Origin of the sequence: Streptomyces sp. SM10, from assembly GCF_002910915.1 — a bacterium.
Taxonomy (GTDB): domain Bacteria; phylum Actinomycetota; class Actinomycetes; order Streptomycetales; family Streptomycetaceae; genus Streptomyces.
The window spans coordinates 1-19,277 of record NZ_NEUF01000113.1 but is presented as its reverse complement, the minus strand read 5'-3'; the positions used below and the strand labels follow the sequence as shown (position 1 = coordinate 19,277).

General features: G+C 72.3%; 13 protein-coding genes. 6 read left to right on the top strand and 7 right to left on the bottom strand.

Annotation, left to right across the window (positions count from 1 at the left end):
* The first annotated feature begins 166 nt into the window (after window positions 1-166).
* The 6 genes from B9S57_RS17760 (at window position 167) to B9S57_RS17735 (ending at window position 9,270) form a co-directional block, all read left to right on the top strand.
* Window positions 167-3,118 carry an SCO5717 family growth-regulating ATPase gene (locus tag B9S57_RS17760; RefSeq protein ID WP_103516550.1) on the top strand — a complete coding sequence of 984 codons (2,952 nt, stop codon included), beginning with the start codon at window positions 167-169 and terminating at the stop codon, window positions 3,116-3,118.
* Window positions 3,119-3,315: 197 nt separating this feature from the next.
* Window positions 3,316-5,187: an ABC transporter substrate-binding protein gene (locus tag B9S57_RS17755; RefSeq protein WP_103516549.1), complete on the top strand. Its 1,872-nt coding sequence runs from the start codon at window positions 3,316-3,318 to the stop codon at window positions 5,185-5,187.
* Between the two features lie 3 nt (window positions 5,188-5,190).
* On the top strand, window positions 5,191-6,282 hold the full coding sequence (locus tag B9S57_RS17750) for an ABC transporter permease (RefSeq protein WP_103516548.1): 1,092 nt from the start codon (window positions 5,191-5,193) through the stop codon (window positions 6,280-6,282).
* Window positions 6,279-7,199: an ABC transporter permease gene (locus tag B9S57_RS17745; RefSeq protein ID WP_103516547.1), complete on the top strand. Its 921-nt coding sequence runs from the start codon at window positions 6,279-6,281 to the stop codon at window positions 7,197-7,199. Before B9S57_RS17750 ends, B9S57_RS17745 begins: the two co-directional genes overlap by 4 nt.
* Window positions 7,196-8,257, top strand: coding sequence for an ABC transporter ATP-binding protein (locus B9S57_RS17740; RefSeq protein WP_103516546.1), 1,062 nt, complete (start codon window positions 7,196-7,198; stop codon window positions 8,255-8,257). The genes B9S57_RS17745 and B9S57_RS17740 overlap by 4 nt, the downstream gene beginning before the upstream one ends.
* Window positions 8,254-9,270, top strand: a complete 1,017-nt coding sequence (locus B9S57_RS17735; protein WP_103516545.1) for an ABC transporter ATP-binding protein — start codon at window positions 8,254-8,256, stop codon at window positions 9,268-9,270. Before B9S57_RS17740 ends, B9S57_RS17735 begins: the two co-directional genes overlap by 4 nt.
* Before the next feature lie 82 nt (window positions 9,271-9,352).
* Here B9S57_RS17735 and B9S57_RS17730 read toward each other — a convergent pair whose 3' ends face one another.
* The 7 genes from B9S57_RS17730 to infB all read right to left on the bottom strand — a co-directional run.
* A complete protein-coding gene (locus B9S57_RS17730; RefSeq protein WP_103516544.1) occupies window positions 9,353-10,507 on the bottom strand; it encodes an XdhC family protein in 1,155 nt (384 codons plus the stop codon).
* A gap of 77 nt (window positions 10,508-10,584) precedes the next feature.
* Window positions 10,585-11,538 (bottom strand): bifunctional riboflavin kinase/FAD synthetase, encoded by a 954-nt coding sequence (locus B9S57_RS17725; protein WP_103516543.1) that lies wholly within the window; start codon window positions 11,536-11,538, stop codon window positions 10,585-10,587.
* Window positions 11,539-11,581: 43 nt separating this feature from the next.
* Complete coding sequence (locus B9S57_RS17720; protein ID WP_103516542.1) at window positions 11,582-15,130, bottom strand: serine protease; 3,549 nt, start codon at window positions 15,128-15,130, stop codon at window positions 11,582-11,584.
* A 211-nt stretch (window positions 15,131-15,341) separates the two neighbouring features.
* The gene (gene truB, locus B9S57_RS17715; protein ID WP_103516541.1) at window positions 15,342-16,247 is read right to left on the bottom strand and encodes a tRNA pseudouridine(55) synthase TruB; all 906 of its coding nucleotides are present in this window, start codon (window positions 16,245-16,247) and stop codon (window positions 15,342-15,344) included.
* Window positions 16,244-16,708 carry a 30S ribosome-binding factor RbfA gene (gene rbfA / locus B9S57_RS17710; protein ID WP_103516540.1) on the bottom strand — a complete coding sequence of 155 codons (465 nt, stop codon included), beginning with the start codon at window positions 16,706-16,708 and terminating at the stop codon, window positions 16,244-16,246. Before rbfA ends, truB begins: the two co-directional genes overlap by 4 nt.
* A gap of 26 nt (window positions 16,709-16,734) precedes the next feature.
* A complete protein-coding gene (locus tag B9S57_RS17705; protein WP_103516539.1) occupies window positions 16,735-17,031 on the bottom strand; it encodes a DUF503 domain-containing protein in 297 nt (98 codons plus the stop codon).
* 167 nt (window positions 17,032-17,198) lie between these two features.
* Window positions 17,199-19,277, bottom strand: a 2,079-nt coding sequence (gene infB / locus B9S57_RS17700) for a translation initiation factor IF-2 (protein WP_103516572.1), incomplete at its 5' end; no start/stop codon positions are given.

Sequence of the window (19,277 nt, the reverse complement as noted above, 5' to 3'; positions counted from 1 at the left end):
CTGCCGCAGTGCGCCCCATGGCGATTAGGGTGGGTGGGGGCGCGGCAGAGGAACCTGCGGGCAGGCACTGCGCGTCGCAAGGGGGAGAGCCGGGCGGACCGGACAAAGGGAACGGTCGCCCCCACCCACCACGGCACAAGGGTGCTCGACCACACCAGGAGGCAAAGTGAACGGCGATCGGGACGAGATCAGCGGGGGATGGAACATGCCCGTCGACGAGTCGTCCGACGCGGATCCCGCCGAGATGACGGGTGAGTTCACCATCGACTACACCCCTCCCGCCTGGTACACGCAGAACGCGCCGGGCGACTCGTCGGGAGGAGCGGGGTCCCATCTCGCGCCGCCTCCGCCGCAGGGGGCCCCGGTGTCCGTACCGGGCCCCGGCGCCTCCGGCGGATTCGAGCCCGGCTGGACACCGGCACCGGCAGCGCCGTCCGAATCCGCGTCGGGCGCCTCGTCCGGGCCGCCCTCACCCTCCTACGAGCCCGCGCCTCCCGCGCCGGCCCCCACCCCGGCCCCGGCGCGCTCCGCCGAACCGGACGCGGAGAGCGGCGACTCCGACCCGTTCGGCGGGGGCGACATCGAGAGCGGCGCCACCATGCGGTTCTCCCCCGCCGCGCTGAAGCAGGAGATCGCCGAGCGCGAGGCGGCCAGGGCGGAGGCCGGTGCGTCAGCTTCCGGTGACTCCGCCGAGCCCGCGTCACGGGCCGGGTCGTCCGAGGGCGACGGCGAGGGCCCTGAAACCCCCGTGGACGGGACGGACTCCGCGATGGCCGACGCCCCGGAGACCGGCGCCGCTCAGGACGACGCGCGGAACGACGACGTGCCGGCCGACGACGTGCCGGCCGGCGACGACGCCCCGGAGAGCGGCGACGGGCACGCCGACGCGCAGTCCGGTGAGCCCGAGGACTCCGTGCCCGGTGCGGAGCCCCCGAAGGCGCCGCGGGCAGCCGCCGCATCCGCCGACGAAGCGCCCCGGGCCGACGTCCCGTCGAACGCTCCGGTGCCCTGGTCCCCCGCGCCGCCCGCGCAGGGCGCCCTTCCTCCGCTGCCGCCCGCCTTCCAGCCGGCCGCCCAGCAGCCGAGCGCGCCTCAGCCCGCACCGCAGTGGCCCGCGCAGCAGCCCGCTCCCGCCCCGGCGGCCGAGGCACAGGGCGGTTACGGCTTCCCGCAGCCGCCCCAGCAGGGTGGCTACGGCTTCCCGCAGGGAGCCACGCCGCCGCCCGCGCAGCCGTCCCCTCCGATGCCTCAGCAGCCGGTCCAGCCGCAGGTGCAGCCACCGCAGCAGTCGGTGCACCCCGACGCGCAGGCACCGCAGGGCGGTTACGGTTTCCCGCGGGCGCCCCAGCAGGCCGGCTACGGTTTCCCCCAGGCTCCCCAGCAGCGCCCCGCCCAGGGCGCGCCCCCGCTGCCCCCGGCCCCGCAGCCCCAGGGGGGGTACGGGTTCCCGGCTCCGGGAGCGCAGCCGCAGCCGCCCGCGCAGGGTGCGCCGCTCCCTCCGCAGATCCCTCAGCAGCCGGTCCAGGGCACGCCGAACCTGCCCGCCCAGCAACAGCACCCGCGGCAGCAGCCCGAGACCTACGAGCCCCAGCCGACCGCGCCCCACGCCCCACCCGTCGACCCGCGCACCGGGGCCGCCTGGCCGACGCCGGTCACCCATGACCAGCGTGAGCGCTCCGTCCCCGGCGCCCCGCTCGGCTACACGGCCGCGGTGGAGCTGTCGTCGGACCGGCTGGTCCGGGGCAAGCAGAAGGCCAAGAGCAGCCGCACGCCCTCCGGCGCCTCCCGCTTCAAGCTGGGCGGCAAGAAGGAGGAGATCGAGCGGCAGCGCAAGCTGGACCTGATCCGCACTCCGGTGCTCTCCTGCTACCGGATCGCGGTCATCAGCCTCAAGGGTGGCGTCGGGAAGACCACGACGACCACCGCGCTCGGCTCGACCCTGGCGACCGAGCGGCAGGACAAGATCCTCGCCATCGACGCCAACCCGGACGCGGGCACACTCGGCCGGCGGGTACGCCGCGAGACCGGGGCCACCATCCGCGACCTGGTGGGGGCGATCCCGTACCTCAACTCGTACATGGACATCCGCCGGTTCACCTCGCAGGCGCCCTCCGGTCTGGAGATCCTCGCCAACGACGTGGACCCGGCGGTCTCCACGACCTTCAACGACGAGGACTACCGGCGGGCGATCGAGGTCCTGGGCAAGCAGTACCCGATCATCCTCACCGACTCGGGCACCGGTCTGCTCTACAGCGCGATGCGCGGTGTACTGGACCTGGCCGACCAGCTGATCATCATCTCGACGCCGTCCGTCGACGGCGCCTCGAGTGCGTCGACCACGCTGGACTGGCTGTCGGCCCACGGCTACGCGGAGCTGGTACAGCGGTCCCTGACCGTCATCTCCGGTGTCCGCGAGACCGGAAAGATGATCAAGGTCGACGACATCGTGCAGCATTTCGAGACACGGTGCCGCGGTGTGGTGGTCGTGCCGTTCGACGAGCACCTGTCGGCGGGCGCCGAGGTCGACCTCGACATGATGCGGCCGAAGACCCGCGAGGCCTACTTCAACCTCTCCGCCCTCGTCGCGGAGGACTTCCAGCGGGCCCAGCAGCAGCAGGGGCTGTGGACGGCGGACGGCAGCGCTCCGCCTCCGCAGTTCGCGCCCCCGATGCCGGGTCAGCAGACGCCCGGTCAGCAGCTTCCCGGACAGCAGCAGTACGCGCCCCAGCCTCAGCAGGGACAGCCGTACCCCGGACAGCCGCAGCCGGGCCGGCCCTACCCCGGACAGCCGTACCCGGGGCAGCCGCAGCAGCCGTATCCGCCCCAGCAGCCCTACGGCGGGCAGCAGCCGTACGGGGGTCAGCAGCCCCCGGCCCAGCAGGCCGCACCGCAGCAGCCGTATCCGCCGTACGCCGGCCCGGGCGCGCAGAACAACGGCTGGCAGCAGGCGCCGCCCGCTCCGGCGCAGCCCGGCGGGAATCCGGCCGGGCCGCCTCCGCCGCCCGCGCAACACGGTGGCCAGGCACATCAGTCGGGGCAGCCCGAACCGCAAGGCCCCGTTCCGCCGGGAGGGCGGCAGCAGCACCCTCCGCAGCCGCCGCCGGCGCCTCAGCAGTAAGGCAGTAGAGGTCTAAACCAATGAGGGCTCGCACCGTTCACCCGGTGCGGGCCCTCATCGCATTCCCGCAGACCACACGCGGTTTGGCCGACCGTTGACGCGACTCGACCGGCGCTGATAGACCTTCGCTTCACCAGCTGGCGAACCAGAGATCTGCCCGCCTTCACCATGCGAGTCATGACGCGAGGTCCACGTCCATGGTCACAAGATTCCCTCCACGCCCGGCCCGCCCACGCGGTCGCCTGCGTATCCTTCTCGCCTCCGGAGCCGCCGCCCTGGCGCTGGCCGCCGGATCGGTCGTCCCCGGAAACCCGTTCGGCCCTGCCCCGCAGGAGGCACAGGCAGCTGACGGAACGTCGACCCTCACGGTCGCGGTCGCGCAGAGCGTCGACTCCCTGAGCCCCTTCCTTGCACAGCGGCTTGTCTCCACGAGCATCCACCGGCTGATGTATGACTACCTCACCAACTACGACGCCAAGGACAACCACACGATCCCCGGCCTCGCCACCAAGTGGGAGGCCTCGGCGGACAAGCTGACCTGGACGTACACCATCCGTGACGACTCGAAGTGGTCGGACGGGGAGAAGGCGACCGCCGAGGACGCGGCCTGGACCTTCAACACGATGATGACCGACGAGGGCGCGGCCACGTCGAACGGCAGCTTCACCTCCAACTTCAAGAAGGTGACCGCCCCCGGTCCGGACAAGCTGGTCATAGAGCTGAAGAAGCCTCAGGCCACGATGACGGCGCTGGACGTTCCGATCGTGCCCAAGCACGTCTGGGACAAGGTCGGCGACTTCTCCAAGTTCAACAACGACACGAAGTTCCCGATCGTCGGCAACGGGCCCTTCATCCTGACGGACTACAAGGTCGACAGCTACGTGAAGCTGAAGGCCAACAAGGACTTCTGGCGCGGCGCGCCCAAGTTCGACGAGATCGTGTTCCGGTACTACAAGGACCAGGACGCCGCGGTCGCCGCCCTCCGAAAGGGTGAAGTTTCCTTCGTCGCCGGCAGCCCGAGCCTGACGCCCGCTCAGTCCGCTTCGCTGAAGAGCGCCGACAACATCAAGGTGAACGACGCCCCCGGCCGCCGCTTCTACGCGCTGGCCACCAACCCGGGCGCGCGGACCAAGGACGGCGAGAAGTTCGGCGACGGGCACGCGGCACTGCTGGACCAGAAGGTCCGTCAGGCACTGTTCATGGCCGTGGACCGCACCACCATCATCGACAAGGTCTTCCAGGGCCACGCCATAGAGGGCGAGGGATACATCCCGCCCCGCTACGGCTCGTACTTCTGGAAGCCGTCGGCCGAGCAGAAGCTCGCCTACGACCCCGCGAAGGCCGGCGCGCTCCTCGACGAGGCGGGCTACAGGAAGAACAGCGCCGGCAAGCGGACCGGCAAGGACGGCAAGCCGCTCGACTTCCGGATCCTGTGCCACGCCACGGACCCCAACGACAAGGCGATCGGCAAGTACCTCCAGGAGTGGTGGGGCGACCTCGGCGTCGGCCTGAAGGTCGACTGTCTCGACAACGTCTCCGACCCCTGGTATGCCGGTGAGTACGACCTCGCCTTCGACGGCTGGTCCGTCAACCCGGACCCCGACTTCGTGATGTCGATCCACACCTGCGCGGCGCTCCCGTCCAAGCCGAAGGAGTCGGCGGCCACCGACAACTTCATCTGCGACAAGCAGTACGACGAGCTCTACGCCCAGCAGCTGGCGGAATACGACCCCGCCAAACGGGCCGACCTCGTGAAGCAGATGGAGTCGCGGCTGTACGACACGGGATACATGAATGTCATGGCGTACCCGAATGCCGTCGAGGCCTACCGCACCGACCAGATCAAGTCCATCACGACGATGCCATCGGACGCGGGCAACATCTACGGTCAGGATGGTTACTGGAGCTGGTGGTCGGCGGTTCCGGCCGCCGCGTCGGGCGACTCGTCCGGCGACGGCGGCAGCTCCACCGGAGTCCTCATCGGTGTCGGTGTCGCCGTAGTCGTCCTCGCCGGTGGCGGGCTGCTGTTCGCCATGCGTCGTCGTTCCACCGCGGAAGACCGTGAATAGTCCATGAGCACAGAAAGCACTCCCGCGCTCCTGAAGGGCGCGGCGGGCGTGGACGCTGTGCAGACCGACGGCCCGGCTCCGGCCGGGCCGTCGGCCCGCAGTCCACGCGCACGCAGCACGACCGCCTACCTCCGCTACGCGGCGGGCAAGCTGGCCGGCGCGGCCGTCTCGCTGTTCGCCGTGCTCGTCACCAGCTTCTTCCTGTTCCGCCTGATCCCCGGCGACCCGGTCAAGCAGATGACCGGCGGACGGCAGGTCTCGACCGAGCAGATCGCGGCGATGCGCAAGGAATTCGGCCTGGACCTGCCGGTGTGGCAGCAGTTCGTCGAATACTGCGGCAAGGCCCTGACCGGCGACTTCGGTACCTCGTACCAGTTCCGGGCGCCCGTGATGGACAAGATCTCCGAGGCGCTGCCCGCGACGCTGCTGCTCACCGGCACCGCGTTCGTGATCTACACCGCGATCGGCATCTGGCTCGGCGCCAGGTCCGCCTGGCGCAACGGCTCGGCCGGCGACCGCTTCCACACCGCCTTCGCCCTGACGCTGTACTCGGTGCCCTCCTTCTGGCTGGGCCTGCTCCTGATCATCACGCTGTCGGTGGGCATCGGGCCCATCCCGGGCATGTTCCCGACCGGCGGCATGGAGTCCGGCAACTCCAGCGGCTTCGGCTACGTCCTGGACGTGGCCCATCACCTGGTCCTTCCGGTCATCACGCTCGTCGCGGTCGAGTACGCGCGCACCCTGCTCGTGATGCGCTCCTCGCTGCTCGACGAGATGGGCAGCGACTACCTGACGACGGCCCGGGCGAAGGGCCTGCGTGACGACCTCGTACGCCGCCGTCACGCCGTTCCGAACGCGATGCTGCCGACGGTGACGCTGCTCTTCGTCAACCTGGGCAACACGGTGGCGGGTGCCATCCTCGTGGAGACGGTGTTCTCCTGGCCCGGCCTGGGCGGACTGTTCTACCAGGCGCTGAGCGTGCCCGACCTGCCACTCGTACAGGCGCTGTTCTTCGTCTTCGCCGCCGCGGTGATCCTGATGAACACGCTCGCCGATGTGATCTATCCGCTCCTCGATCCCCGGGTGGGCCGATGACGACCACGACCGACGCCGCGAAGGCCACCGGCCCGCGTGCGCTGACCTGGGCCCGCCGCCGCCACGCGGCCGCCCGATTCTGGCAGCAGTACCGCACCCACCGGGCCGGCCTGGCGGGCCTGGCCGTACTCGCGCTGATCGCCCTGGTCGCGCTGGCCGCCCCGCTGCTGGTGGGCGCGGACTCCCGGAGCGTCACCGAGGCGCCCGGCGGGCCGCTGGAGTCCCCGAGCATGGAGTTCCCCCTCGGTACCGACCAGTTCGGCCGCAGTCTGCTCGCCCTCCTCGTGTGGGGGACACGGGTGTCCCTGACCGTCGGCCTGCTCGCCGCGTTCCTCTCGGTGGCGATCGGGACCCTGGTGGGCATCACGGCCGGGCACTTCAAGGGCTGGTACGGCAACGTCGTCATGCGGATCACCGACTGGTTCCTGGTGATGCCGACGCTGGTGCTCGCCATCGCCCTGGCCACCGTGCTCTCACGGTCGCTCTGGACGACGGTCCTCGCCATCGGGGTGACCACCTGGCCGACGACCGCGCGGCTCGTGCGGGCGCAGACGCTGTCCGTGGAGTCCCGTCCGTACATCGAGCGCTCCAAGGCGCTCGGCGGCGGGCACGGCCACATCATGTCCCGCCACGTGCTGCCGAACGTGATGCCGCTGGTGCTCGCACAGACCACGCTGGTGATCTCCAGCGCCATCCTCACGGAGGCGACCCTCGCCTTCCTCGGGCTCGGCGATCCCACGATCGTCTCCTGGGGCGGACTGCTCCAGGACGCCCGTGAGGCCGGAGCGGTCAGCTCCGGCAACTGGTGGTACCTCGCTCCGCCCGGACTCGCCATCGCGGTCGTCGCCCTCGCGTTCACGCTCTGCGGCCGCACCATCGAGTCCGTGCTCAACCCCAAGCTGGGGGTGTCCCGTTGACCGCCGTGAAGACCGAGAGCGTTCCGAGGCCGGAGACCGGGCAGCCGTTGCTCGAAGTGCGGAACCTGCATGTCACCTACGGCTCGGGGGCCTCCGCGGTCCCCGCCGTCAGGGGTGTCGACCTGAGGGTCGAGGCGGGCCAGAAGCTCGGCATCGCCGGGGAGTCCGGCTGCGGGAAGTCGACGCTGGCGCTCGCGCTGCTGCGCCTGCTGCCCGCGTCCGCGACGCTGAGCGGCGAGATCCTGCTCGACGGCGAGGACATCCTCGCCATGAAGTGGGGGCGGCTGAGGGCCGTGCGCTGGGCGGGGGCGTCGATCGTCTTCCAGGGCGCGATGCACTCGCTGAACGCCGTGCACCGCATCGGGGACCAGATCGCCGAACCGATCCTGCTGCACGGCAAGGCCGCTCCGGCGGCCGCGCGCAGGCGCGCCGGTGAGCTGCTGGAACAGGTGGGGCTCCCGGCCGCGCGGGCCGACGCCTATCCGCACGAGCTGTCCGGCGGGCAGCGCCAGCGCGTGATGATCGCCATGGCGCTGGCCTGCGACCCGCGGCTGATCATCGCCGACGAACCCACCACCGCGCTCGACGTCATGATCCAGGCTCAGATCCTGCGGCTGATCGAGCAGCTCGTCTCCGACCAGGACCTCGGTCTGATCATGATCAGCCACGACCTGGCAGTACTCTCCGACACCTGCGACCGCCTGTCGGTGATGTACGCGGGCCGGGTGGTCGAGGAGGGCCCGGCCAAGCAGGTCCACGAGAACGCCAGACACCCCTACGCCGCCGCCCTGTCGGCCGCTTTCCCGCGGATCGGTGACCTCGCGTCCCGGCACGCGCCGCGCGGCCTGCCGGGTGATCCGCCGGACCCGTCGGCACTGCCCTCGGGCTGTACGTTCCATCCGCGCTGTCCGGCGGCACTGGACTCCTGCGCCACCGAGGACCAGGAGCTGCGGATCGCCGGTCCGTCCCGGCGCGCGGCCTGTGTGCTGGTGGAGCCGGGCGCCGCTGCGGCGCCCGGTCCGCTCGGCGGTGCCGAGGAAGCAAGGAGCACGTCATGACCACCACTCCCCCGGCCCCCCTGCTCAGCGCCCAGGCGCTGAAGGTCGCCTTCCCCGGCCGTCGCGGGGCCGCGACCGCGCGCGCGGTCGACGGGGTCGACCTCGACATCCGCCCCGGCGAGATCGTGGCCCTGGTCGGCGAATCGGGCTGCGGCAAGACGACGCTGGCCCGGTCGCTGCTGGGCCTGGTGGAGCCGACGGCCGGCCGGGTCACCTTCGGCGGCGAGCCCCTCGACTACGCGGGCCGGGCGCTCAAGGCGTACCGCAAGCGGGTGCAGCTGGTGCTGCAGGACCCGAGCGGCTCGCTCAATCCGCGCCACACGGTGTACGACGCGGTCGCCGAGGGCCTGCGCATCCACGGGTACGCGGGCGACGAGCACGCTGCGGTCTCCGAGGCGCTGTCGCGCGCGGGGCTGCGGCCTCCGGAGCGGTTCTTCCTGCGATATCCGCACGAGCTGTCGGGCGGTCAGCGTCAGCGCGTGGTGATCGCGGGCGCCCTGGTCCTGGAGCCGGAACTCATCGTCGCGGACGAGCCCGTGGCCTCGCTGGACGCCTCCGTACGCGGCGAGATCCTGGCGCTGCTGCTGCGGCTGCGCGACGAACTGGGCCTGTCCGCACTGGTGGTGACGCACGACCTGGGGCTGGCGTGGAACATCGCGGACCGGGTGGCCGTGATGTACCTCGGCCGGATCGTGGAGACGGGAGACGTCGAGCAGATCCTCACGGCTCCCCGGCACCCGTACACGCAGGCGCTGCTGTCCGTGCTGCCGGAAGCCGACGGCGAGCCGGTGATCCTCACGGGGGAGCCGCCGGACCCCTCGAAGGTGCCGTCCGGGTGCCGCTTCCACGCCCGCTGCCAGATCCTGGCGTCCGGCGAGGCGGAGCTGGCGGGCGTCGCCGACGCGTGCCGCACGAAGGACCTGCCGGTGCTGGACGGGGGCGGCCGGACGCAGGTCGCCTGCCACTGGGCCGCGGCGGGGGTGGAGGCGGTCTCCGGACAGAACAACACCTAGGCCCAATGCCGTTCGACCACCGTCCACATCGAGATCAGTACGTTGCCAAACGCGCCAGACGGCTAACCGAACGGCATTGCTACTAGGCCCCCTCTCCGGGGCGGCCTCCGCCGTCCGGGGGCCCGTCCCCGGGCCCCGGGCCGTGGTGGATCGGGCCGGTGATCTCCTTCAGCGGGCGGCCCGTTCCGCCCCACCGGTGCTGGATGATCTCGGCGGCGATCGAGACGGCCGTCTCCTCCGGTGTTCGGGCGCCGAGATCGAGGCCCACGGGTGAGGCGAGGCGCGCCAGTCCCGCCTCGTCCACCCCGGCCGCCCGCAGCCGGGCGATCCGGTCGGCGTGGGTGCGCCGGCTGCCCATCACCCCGATATACGCGGCTGGCGTCCGCAGCGCGGCGGCGATCAGGGGCACATCGAACTTCGGGTCGTGGGTCAGGACGCAGACGACCGTGCGCGCGTCCACCTCGGTCGATTCCAGATAGGTGTGCGGCCAGGCCCGGACGACCTCGTCGGCCGTGGGAAAGCGCTCCCGGGTGGCGAAGGCCGGACGGGCGTCGCAGACCGTCACCCGGTAGCCGAGGAAGGAGCCGATCCGCGCGGTCGCCGCCGCGTGGTCGATGGCTCCGAAGACGAGCATGCGGGGCGCGGGGGCGTACGTCTGGACGAAGACGGTGACATCCTGCATCCGGCGCTCTCCGTGCGTGCCGTAGCGGCCGCTGCCGGTGGCTCCCTGCGCGAGCAGCCCGCGCGCGTCGTCGGTGACGGCCGCGTCGAGCCCCTCGTCGCCGAGGGAACCGCTGGTGCGGCCGGCGAGAACCACCCGGCGGGCGCCCAGGGGCACGGCTCCGGACACCACGGTGGCGAGCGCGACGGGCTCCCCCGCGGCGATGGTGGCGGCCAGGTCCCGCAGCATGTCCCGGTCGGCCTCCGCGACGTAGGGCTGGACGAGGACGTCGATCGTGCCGCCGCAGGTCAGCCCGGCGCCGAAGGCCTCGTCGTCACTGATGCCGTAGGTCCGCAGGCGCGTCTCGCCCGTGGTGAGCGTCTCGGTGGCGGCCTCGTACACATCGCTCTCCACGCACCCGCCGGAGACACTGCCCGCCACCACCCCCGTGGCGGTCACCGCCATCACGGCGCCGGGGTCCCTCGGCGCGCTGCCCCGCACCGCGACAACCGTGGCCAGGGCGAAGGGCGTACCGGTGGCGTGCCACTCACGCAGCTTGGGCAGCAGTTCACGCACGTGCGCACGTCCTCCCGGATCGACGGCTCCTGCCACCGACCATGCCCCGGTGCGGACGTGCGCACCACAGGAAGGCGTCAGGCGCGTTCGTACGCCGCGATCAGCTCGCTGGACCGCTTCACGTCGGCGGCCATCGCCACGAGCAGGTCGTCGATCGAGTCGAACTTCAGCATGCCGCGCACGTAGGAGAGGAAGTCGACCGCCACGTGCAGTCCGTACAGGTCGAGGCCGACGCGGTCGATCGCGTACGCCTCGACGGTCCGCTCGGTGCCGTCGAACTGCGGGTTGGTGCCCACGGAGATCGCGGCGGGCATCGCCTCGCCGTCCACCGTCAGCCAGCCGGCGTAGACACCGTCGGCGGGGATCGCCGTGTGCGGCAGGGTCTCCACGTTCGCCGTGGGGAAGCCGAGCTCGCGGCCGCGCTGGGCACCGCGCACGACGACACCCTCGACCCGGTGCGGGCGGCCGAGGATCTCCGCGGCGCCCTCGATGTCGCCCTCCGCGATCAGGCGGCGCGTGAGCGTGGAGGAGAACGGATCGCCGCCACCGGCGTCGCCGCTGACGTAGAGGTCGATGACCTCGACCTCGTAGTCGTACGTCTCGCCGAGCTCGGCGAGATAGGTGACGTTGCCCGCCGCCCGGTGGCCGAAGCGGAAGTTGGGGCCCTCGATGACCAGCTTCGCGTGCAGCTTGTCGACCAGCACCTTCACGATGAAGTCCGCGGGCGAGAGCTGCGAGAACGCGGCGGTGAACGGCAGGATCAGCACCGCGTCCACGCCCAGGCCGGCCATGAGCTCGGCACGCCGGTGGTGCGGTGCGAGCAGCGGCGGGTGGGTGCCGGGGCGGACGACCTCGCTGGGGTGCGGGTCGAAGGTGACGACGACGCAGGGAACGCCCAGCTCCCTCGCCCGCTCCACGGCCCGGCCGATGATCAGCTGGTGCCCGCGGTGCACCCCGTCGTAGGAGCCGATGGTGACGACGCTGCGTCCCCAGCCCTCGGGGATGTCCTCCAAGCCACGCCAGCAGTGCACTGTGACCGCTCCTCGCCCGAACCTGTGTACGTGTGTATGTCCATTACGCAGGTCTAAGACTGCCATGCTCACGTCCCGCGGCCTGCATCGGCATCGGGATCCCGTGGGGCGGTCCGTCCAGGGCCTCCATCGTCCGCCGGGTTCCGGGGCCCACCACGGCGGCCCACTCCTGCGGGGCGTCGGTCACCCACCGGATGACGAGGGCCGCGAATCCGGGAACGTCCCGGGCGATTTCGGCCAGCCCCCGGTCGAAGCGGGCCGCTCCCTCGGGCGTGCGCACCAGGAGCATGCCGGTGCGGTGCACCAGCGCCCGGGTGCGGGCCTCGGGGCGGAGCCCGGAACCGGCCGCGGCAGCCCGCAGCAGGGCGTCGAGGACCTCGGGGTCCCTGCCTGTGCCCTGCTCGAACTCCAGCAGCACCTCCAGCAGCTCGGCCCGCAACGGCCCGGACGCGCTGGTGCCGGGCACGGCGAGCACCCGGGCCAGCGCCGCGCGTACGGGCGGCGGGGCCGGGCGGTCGCGCAGCAGCCCGGTCATCAGGGGCAGCAGCAGCGCCCGGGCGGCCGGGCTGTGCTCCAGCCTGAGATCCACGTACGCGGCGGTCTGCGCCGCCGCCGCCGCCCCGGGCCGGCTGTCGATGTACCGGCGCACGAGACCGGGGGCGTGCAGCGCCAGGGCGGGGGTGTCCAGGGCGGCCAGTTCCCGCAGGACACCGTCCGCTCCCTGCCCGGGCAGCGACAGGCGGGCGCGCAGCGCGGCGAGGACCGGCTCCGGGTACGTGGGGAACACCTCGGTCAGCAGGGCCAACGGCAGCCGGGGATCACCTGCGGCGAAGAGCCGCAGGGCCTGCGGCAGGAAGCGGCCCCCCGCCTTCGGGTCCCGCACGAGGACGGTCAGTGCCTGGGCGTGCAGGGCGGTGTCGTCCGGCCGGGCCAGGAGGGTGAGCGCCGCACCGCGCAGCAGGGCGCGGTCGGTGCAGGTGAGCGCGGGTACGGCGATGAGCGCGGCGTGGAAGGCCGCGGCGGCGCGCCGCGCGGGCCGCTCCTCGTCGCGGGCCCACCGGTCGACGGCCCGGCAGAGCGCGGCCGGCTCGTCCTCGGTCAGGGCGGCGAGCAGTTCCGCGGCCCGCGGGTGGGCGGTGTCGACGAGCGCCTCCGTCAGGTCGTCGACGGCGAGGCCCCGGCGGGCGTGGAGGAGGGCCTGCGCGGCGGAGCCCACGGTGAGCCGCATCGGCACGCCCTCCTCGGCGGGCAGGGGGCTCTCGTCGCCGAACCAGTGGCACAGCAGGGCCTGGACGGTGGCGGGACGGGCGGCCAGGCGCCGGGACACGGCATCCAGATAGCGTTCGCCGCCGTCGGCGCGGGGGGCCGCGTCGGCGGGCAGGAGCCTGCGCAGGAGGTCGATCCGGTCGCCCTCGGGCAACCGGATCCGGCGCCAGAACCACGGCCCGAACGCGGCGTAGGGGCCGAGGGCCGACGGGCCCGGGAGGGACCGCCGGGTGATCCGTCCGGCGAGCACCCGCAGCACCCCGAGGCAGGGGCGGGCGTCGGCCACCCTGAGCAGGCTCTCCCGCAGCAGGTGGGCCGCCCACCACGCGGCGTCGGGGAGCCGCTCCCGGGCGCCGGGCCCGGGGTCCAGCCGGTCCATCGCCTCGATCAGGTCGGCCATGCGGTGTGCCAGCGCCGCGTGCCCCTGCCGTCGCTCCAGCAGGAGCATCGCCTGGAGCACCGGGCCGATGCGGTGGCGCGGGACCGGGAGGTTGGCGGGTTCCGCGGGGTCCTGCGGGCCGGGTGCGGGCACCGGCGGCGGGTCGTCCGCGTGCCAGCGGTGGACCAGCGAGTGCAGTGCCGCGTCCAGGTCCAGGTGTGCGCCCTGCACCCAGTCGCCCAGCTCCTCGTGGGCGAAGCGGTATCCCGCGCCCGCGGGGACCAGCAGCCCCTCGGTGAGGACCGCCGAGGCCCACCCCGTACGCCAGGGGAAGAGCTCCTCGAACGCCGCCCGGTCCAGCTCGCCCTGCCCGGGCCCGAGGCAGCGCCTGGCCGCCTCGTGGACCTGGCCCGCCACCTTGGCCGCCAGCCGGCGGACCGCCGTGCCCCTGAGCCGCGGTTCCGCCTGGGCACCGATCCGCACGGCGATCCGGAGGCAGGCGAGGTCCAGGTGGGCGGCGAAGACCTCCTCCGTACCGGGCCTGCCGGGCACGTCGGGAGGGAGCGCCGCCCGCACCTCGGCGAGGAGGCGGAGCGTGAGCGGATGCCGGTCGTGGCCCGGCGCGATCGTGCCGGGCGGGATGCCGTAGCGCTCCGCGGCCCGCTCGGACTGTTCGGCCGTGAGGTCGCCGAGCCGGACGGCGGAGGGGAGCCCTACGGCCGGCCGCTCCGGCCGGTGCAGGGCGCCCGGCGGATACTGCGCTCCCGCGGTCTCCCAGTGCTCGGGGCGGCAGGCGACGACCATGCGCGCCTCGTGGGCCAGGAGCCACGCGGCCGTCGCGCCGGCCCACCCGGCGAGCCTGTGGGCCAGCAGGGGCGGCATCTCCTCGGGCCCGTCGACGACGACGAGGAGCGGATTCCCGGAGGCAGTGGCGAGGGCGGCCACCCGCTCGGGGGTGGCCGCTTCCATGTCGCCCCGGGCCCCGGCGGCGCTGATGATCCTCCCGGAGCGCTGGAGCGCCCGGGCCATCGCGTCGGTGACCGAGGTGTCGTCGGCCAGCAGATCGGCTCCGCGCAGCCAGAGGGTCAGGGCCGGCACGGGGCCGCGGGCCCGGCGGTCGGCGAGCGCGGCGAGCTCCGTGGTGCGGCCGGTGCCCGGCGCTCCGACCAGGCCGAGGACAGGCCCCGTGCCGTTCTCGAAGGCGGTGAACTCGGCGCTGATGTGCGGGCGTTCGACGGCCTCCGTCCCACAGGGGCGGCCGTCGGCATGGCCGAGCGAGGTCGCGGTGAGCTGCAGCGCCCCGGCGAGGTTGAGGTGGCTGCCGTATCCCGGGACGCCGCTCGCGTTGCGCCGGAGCACCTCGGCCAACGGCCCGGGGGCGTCCCGCGGTGTCAGCGGCACCGCGAGCCCGGCGGTCTCGCGCCCGGCGCTCAGAGCGGTCGAGAGCACGCCCAGGACGGCCCCGGTGCGTGGGTCGGTGACGGGCCCGCCGACGGCGGCACCGCCGGAGCGCAGCGCGTCGCGCCCGTCCGTGCCGAGGGCGAGCTCCAGCGCCTCCTCCACCGGGTGGGCGCGACCGCCCTCGGCGTACGTCGCGGGGGTCGTCCCGAGGACCCGTGCCTCGCGCCAGCCGTGGGCGGCGATCCGCACGTAGGCGCCGGGCTCGATCTCTTCGCCTGCGGCGATCGGGAGCGGCTCCGCGTCCAGGGTCCCGGGGCCGCCGGTGCGCAGGAGGGCGAGCCCCAGGGAGGGCATCGCGACGATGTCGTCGGGGCCGACGGAGCAGCTGCGGCCGTCGGCCGCGTGCAGCGTCAGGGCCTCGGAGCGTGCGACGGCCTGGTGGCTGGTGACGACCGTGCCCCGGTCGTCCGCGACGAATCCCGTCCCCCGCGGCCGGCCCGCCTCGTCGCAGATCCTCACAAGTGTCGACCGGTCCCCGCTGCCCATGGACCGACCGTAGGTCCCGGGTGATCGCCCGGAGAAATTCAGGGCGCGAAAGCGCCCCCCTCACACCCCTCGGTCACTCCGAGCGCCCCTCCATCGGGGTGAATCGGTGGGTCCGGGTGGACAGGAATGGTCGCGGGAGGGGGGATCGTGGAGCGGGCACGCACCGGGGGACTGCCCGCTCCACGAGGGGCCGAACCCCGTGGAGCGCCGGTCAGGCGAAGACGGCGAGGCTCTTGGCCTTGCCCTTCTGCTCCTCGACGAGCACCAGGAACCGCCCGTCGGGTCCGAAGACACCGACCGGCCCCGGCGGATACGACGGCATGTCCAGCCGCACGCCGTTGAGCAGCAGTCCGGCGCGCTTCTCGTCCACGTCCCAGCGAGGGAAGGCCGACGCGGCCGCCTCGGCCACCGGCATCACGGTCAGCTCCTGCTGGTGCTGGTCGAGCGTGCGCGCCGCGTCGAGGCCGTACGGGCCCACCCGGGTGCGGCGCAGCGCCGTCAGGTGTCCGCCGACGCCGAGCCCGCCGCCGAGGTCGCGGGCGAGGGCGCGGATGTAGGTGCCCGAGGAGCACACGACGGAGACGACCAGGTCGATGACGGGGGTGCCGTCCTCCGCGACCGCCTCACGCACGTCGTAGACGCGGAAGGACGAGATGGTCACCGGGCGGGCCGGGATCTCGAACTCCTCGCCGCCCCGCACCCGGGCGTAGGAGCGCTTGCCGTCGATCTTGATGGCACTGACCTTGGACGGCACCTGCATGATCGCACCGGTCAGCGCGGCCACCCCGGCGTCGATGCCCTCACGGGTCACCCCCGAGGCATCGGTGGACGAGGTGATCTCGCCCTCCGCGTCATCGGTGACGGTGTCCTGGCCGAGCCTGATGGTCCCCAGGTACTCCTTCTCGGTCAGTGCGAGATGACCGAGCAGTTTGGTCGCCCGCTCGACGCCGAGGACGAGGACGCCGGTCGCCATCGGGTCCAGCGTGCCGGCGTGGCCGACCCGCCGGGTCCGGGCGATGCCGCGCATCTTGGCCACGACGTCGTGCGAGGTGAAGCCGGACGGCTTGTCGACGATGACGAGGCCGTCCGGCGTCTTGTCCTGCTTGTTCTGCGTCATGCGGAAGGCGAGTCCTCGTCGTTCTCGGCGGACTCGTCGTCCTCCGGCTTGCGGTACGGGTCCGCCCCACCGGCGTAGGTGGCACCGGAGGACGCCTCGCGGACCTTGGCGTCCGAGGCACGTGCCCGGTCGAGCAGGTCCTCGATCGCCTTGGCGTTGTCCGGCAGGGCGTCCGCCACGAAAGCCAGGGTGGGGGTGAACTTCGTCCCCGCGGCGGCACCGACCGCAGAGCGCAGGATGCCCTTGGCGCTCTCCAGGCCGGCGGCCGCGCTGGCCCGCTCCTCGTCGTCGCCGTACACCGTGTAGAAGACCGTGGCCTCCCGCAGGTCGCCGGTGACACGGGTGTCCGTGATGGTCACATGCGTGCCCAGACGCGGGTCCTTGATACCGCGCTGCAGTTTCTCGGCGACCACCACCTGGATGAGGTCCGCCAGCTTCTTTGCCCGCGCGTTGTCGGCCACTGGTCCTTCTCCTTCTTAAGCCTTGCTCAATCGTCTTCGTCGCTGTGCAGCCGCCGCCGTACGGACAGCAGCTCCACCTCCGGCCGGCCCGCGATCATGCGTTCGCACCGGTCGAGTACGTCTGTGAGGTGTCCGGTGTCCCCGGAGACCATGGCAAGACCGATCTCGGCCCTGCGGTGGAGGTCCTGGCCGCCCGTCTCCGCGACGCTCACCGCGAACTTGCGGTGGAGCTCGGCGACGATCGGGCGGACGATGGAACGCTTCTCCTTCAACGACCGTACGTCGCCGAGGAGCAGATCGAAGGACAGAGTCCCCACATACATGTAAGTCCGGATGTCCCGCCGGTTCGGGTTCGCGCCCCGCCATCGCTTGGCGGGGACACCCGAACCGTACACGCAACGGCCGGGGCCGACCGACGGAAATACGACCCGTCGACCGGCCCCGACCGTGGAAGGAAGCCCGGGGGTCACCCCCCGGGAATCCCCGTGGATCAGCCTCGCGGCTTCTCGCGCATCTCGTACGTCGCGATGACGTCCTCGATCTTGATGTCGTTGAAGTTTCCGAGGTTGATACCGCCCTCGAAGCCTTCGCGGATCTCGGTGACGTCGTCCTTGAAGCGGCGCAGACCGGAGATGTTGAGGTTCTCCGCGATGACCTTGCCATCGCGCAGCAGGCGCGCCTTGGTGTTGCGCTTGACCTCGCCGGACCGGACCAGCACACCGGCGATGTTGCCCAGCTTGGACGAGCGGAAGATCTCGCGGATCTCCGCCGTGCCGAGCTCGACCTCTTCGTACTCCGGCTTGAGCAGGCCCTTGAGGGCCGCTTCGATCTCTTCGATCGCCTGGTAGATGACCGAGTAGTACCGGACGTCCACGCCCTCGCGCTCGGCCATCTGCTCGGCACGCCCTGCGGCGCGCACGTTGAAGCCGATCACGATGGCGTCGGAGCCGGTCGCCAGGTTGATGTCCGACTCGGTGACCGCACCCACACCGCGGTGCAGGATCCGGATGTCGACCTCTTCACCGACGTCGAGCTGGAGCAGCGAGGACTCGAGAGCCTCCACCGAACCGGACGCGTCGCCCTTGATGATGAGGTTGAGTTCCTGGACCAGACCGGCCTTGAGCGCCTCGTCCAGGTTCTCCAGGGAGAACCGGACACCCTTGCGGGCGAAGTTGGCGTTGCGCTCGCGGGCGGCACGCTTCTCGGCGATCTGACGGGCCGTACGGTCCTCGTCGACCACCAGGAGGTTGTCGCCGGCGCCCGGGACGTTGGTGAGACCGAGCACCAGGACGGGGGTCGAGGGACCCGCTTCCTGGACGTTCTGACCGCTGTCGTCGAGCATCGCCCGGACACGGCCGTACGCGTCGCCCACGACCACCGTGTCACCGATGCGCAGCGTTCCGCGCTGGACCAGGACGGTCGAGACGGCACCGCGGCCGCGGTCGAGGTGGGACTCGATCGCAATACCCTGCGCGTCCTGCTCCGGGTTGGCCCGCAGGTCGAGCGAGGCGTCGGCGGTGAGGACGACGGCCTCCAGGAGGGACTCGATGTTGAGGCCCTGCTTGGCGGAGATGTCGACGAACATCGTGTCGCCGCCGTACTCCTCGGCCACCAGACCGAACTCGGTGAGCTGACCGCGCACCTTGGTCGGGTCGGCACCCTCGACGTCGATCTTGTTGACCGCGACCACGATCGGCACCTCGGCCGCCTTGGCGTGGTTCAGCGCCTCGATCGTCTGGGGCATCACACCGTCGTTCGCCGCCACCACGAGGATCGCGATGTCGGTGGACTTCGCACCACGTGCACGCATGGCGGTGAACGCCTCGTGACCCGGGGTGTCGATGAAGGTGATCTTCCGGTCCTCGCCGTTGACCTCGGAGGAGACCTGGTAGGCACCGATGTGCTGCGTGATGCCGCCGGCCTCGCCCGCGACGACGTTCGTCTTGCGGATCGCGTCCAGCAGTCGGGTCTTACCGTGGTCGACGTGACCCATGACGGTCACGACCGGCGGACGGGAGACCAGGGCCTCTTCGCCGCCCTCGTCCTCGCCGAACTCGATGTCGAAGGACTCGAGCAGCTCGCGGTCCTCCTCCTCGGGGCTGACGATCTCGAGGACGTAGTTCATCTCGTCCGCGAGGAGCTTCAGCGTCTCGTCGGAGACGGACTGCGTGGCGGTGACCATCTCGCCGAGGTTCATCATCACGGCGACGAGCGACGCCGGGTTGGCGTTGATCTTCTCCGCGAAGTCGGTCAGGGACGCACCGCGCGACAGCCGGACAGCCTGCCCGTTGCCGCGAGGCAGCATGACGCCGCCCACCGACGGGGCCTGCATGGCCTCGTACTCCTGGCGCCTCTGACGCTTCGACTTGCGACCACGACGCGCGGGACCGCCGGGACGGCCGAACGCACCCTGCGTGCCACCACGGGCACCCGGGCCGCCGGGACGTCCACCGAAGCCGGGACGACCGCCGAAGCCGCCGCCACCACCGGGACGGCCTGCGCCGCCACCGCCGGGACCACCGGGACGGCCCGCGAAGCCGCCACCGCCGCCACCGGGACCGGCCGGACG

What these genes read in the sequence shown, in the direction of transcription:
- B9S57_RS17750 (WP_103516548.1), top strand. Translation starts at nt 5,191, where the DNA reads ATGAGCACAGAAAGCACTCCCGCGCTCCTGAAGGGCGCGGCGGGCGTG.
- B9S57_RS17705 (WP_103516539.1), bottom strand. Translation starts at nt 17,031, where the DNA reads ATGTATGTGGGGACTCTGTCCTTCGATCTGCTCCTCGGCGACGTACGG.
- B9S57_RS17720 (WP_103516542.1), bottom strand. Translation starts at nt 15,130, where the DNA reads ATGGGCAGCGGGGACCGGTCGACACTTGTGAGGATCTGCGACGAGGCG.
- B9S57_RS17735 (WP_103516545.1), top strand. Translation starts at nt 8,254, where the DNA reads ATGACCACCACTCCCCCGGCCCCCCTGCTCAGCGCCCAGGCGCTGAAG.
- B9S57_RS17755 (WP_103516549.1), top strand. Translation starts at nt 3,316, where the DNA reads ATGGTCACAAGATTCCCTCCACGCCCGGCCCGCCCACGCGGTCGCCTG.
- B9S57_RS17745 (WP_103516547.1), top strand. Translation starts at nt 6,279, where the DNA reads ATGACGACCACGACCGACGCCGCGAAGGCCACCGGCCCGCGTGCGCTG.
- truB (WP_103516541.1), bottom strand. Translation starts at nt 16,247, where the DNA reads ATGACGCAGAACAAGCAGGACAAGACGCCGGACGGCCTCGTCATCGTC.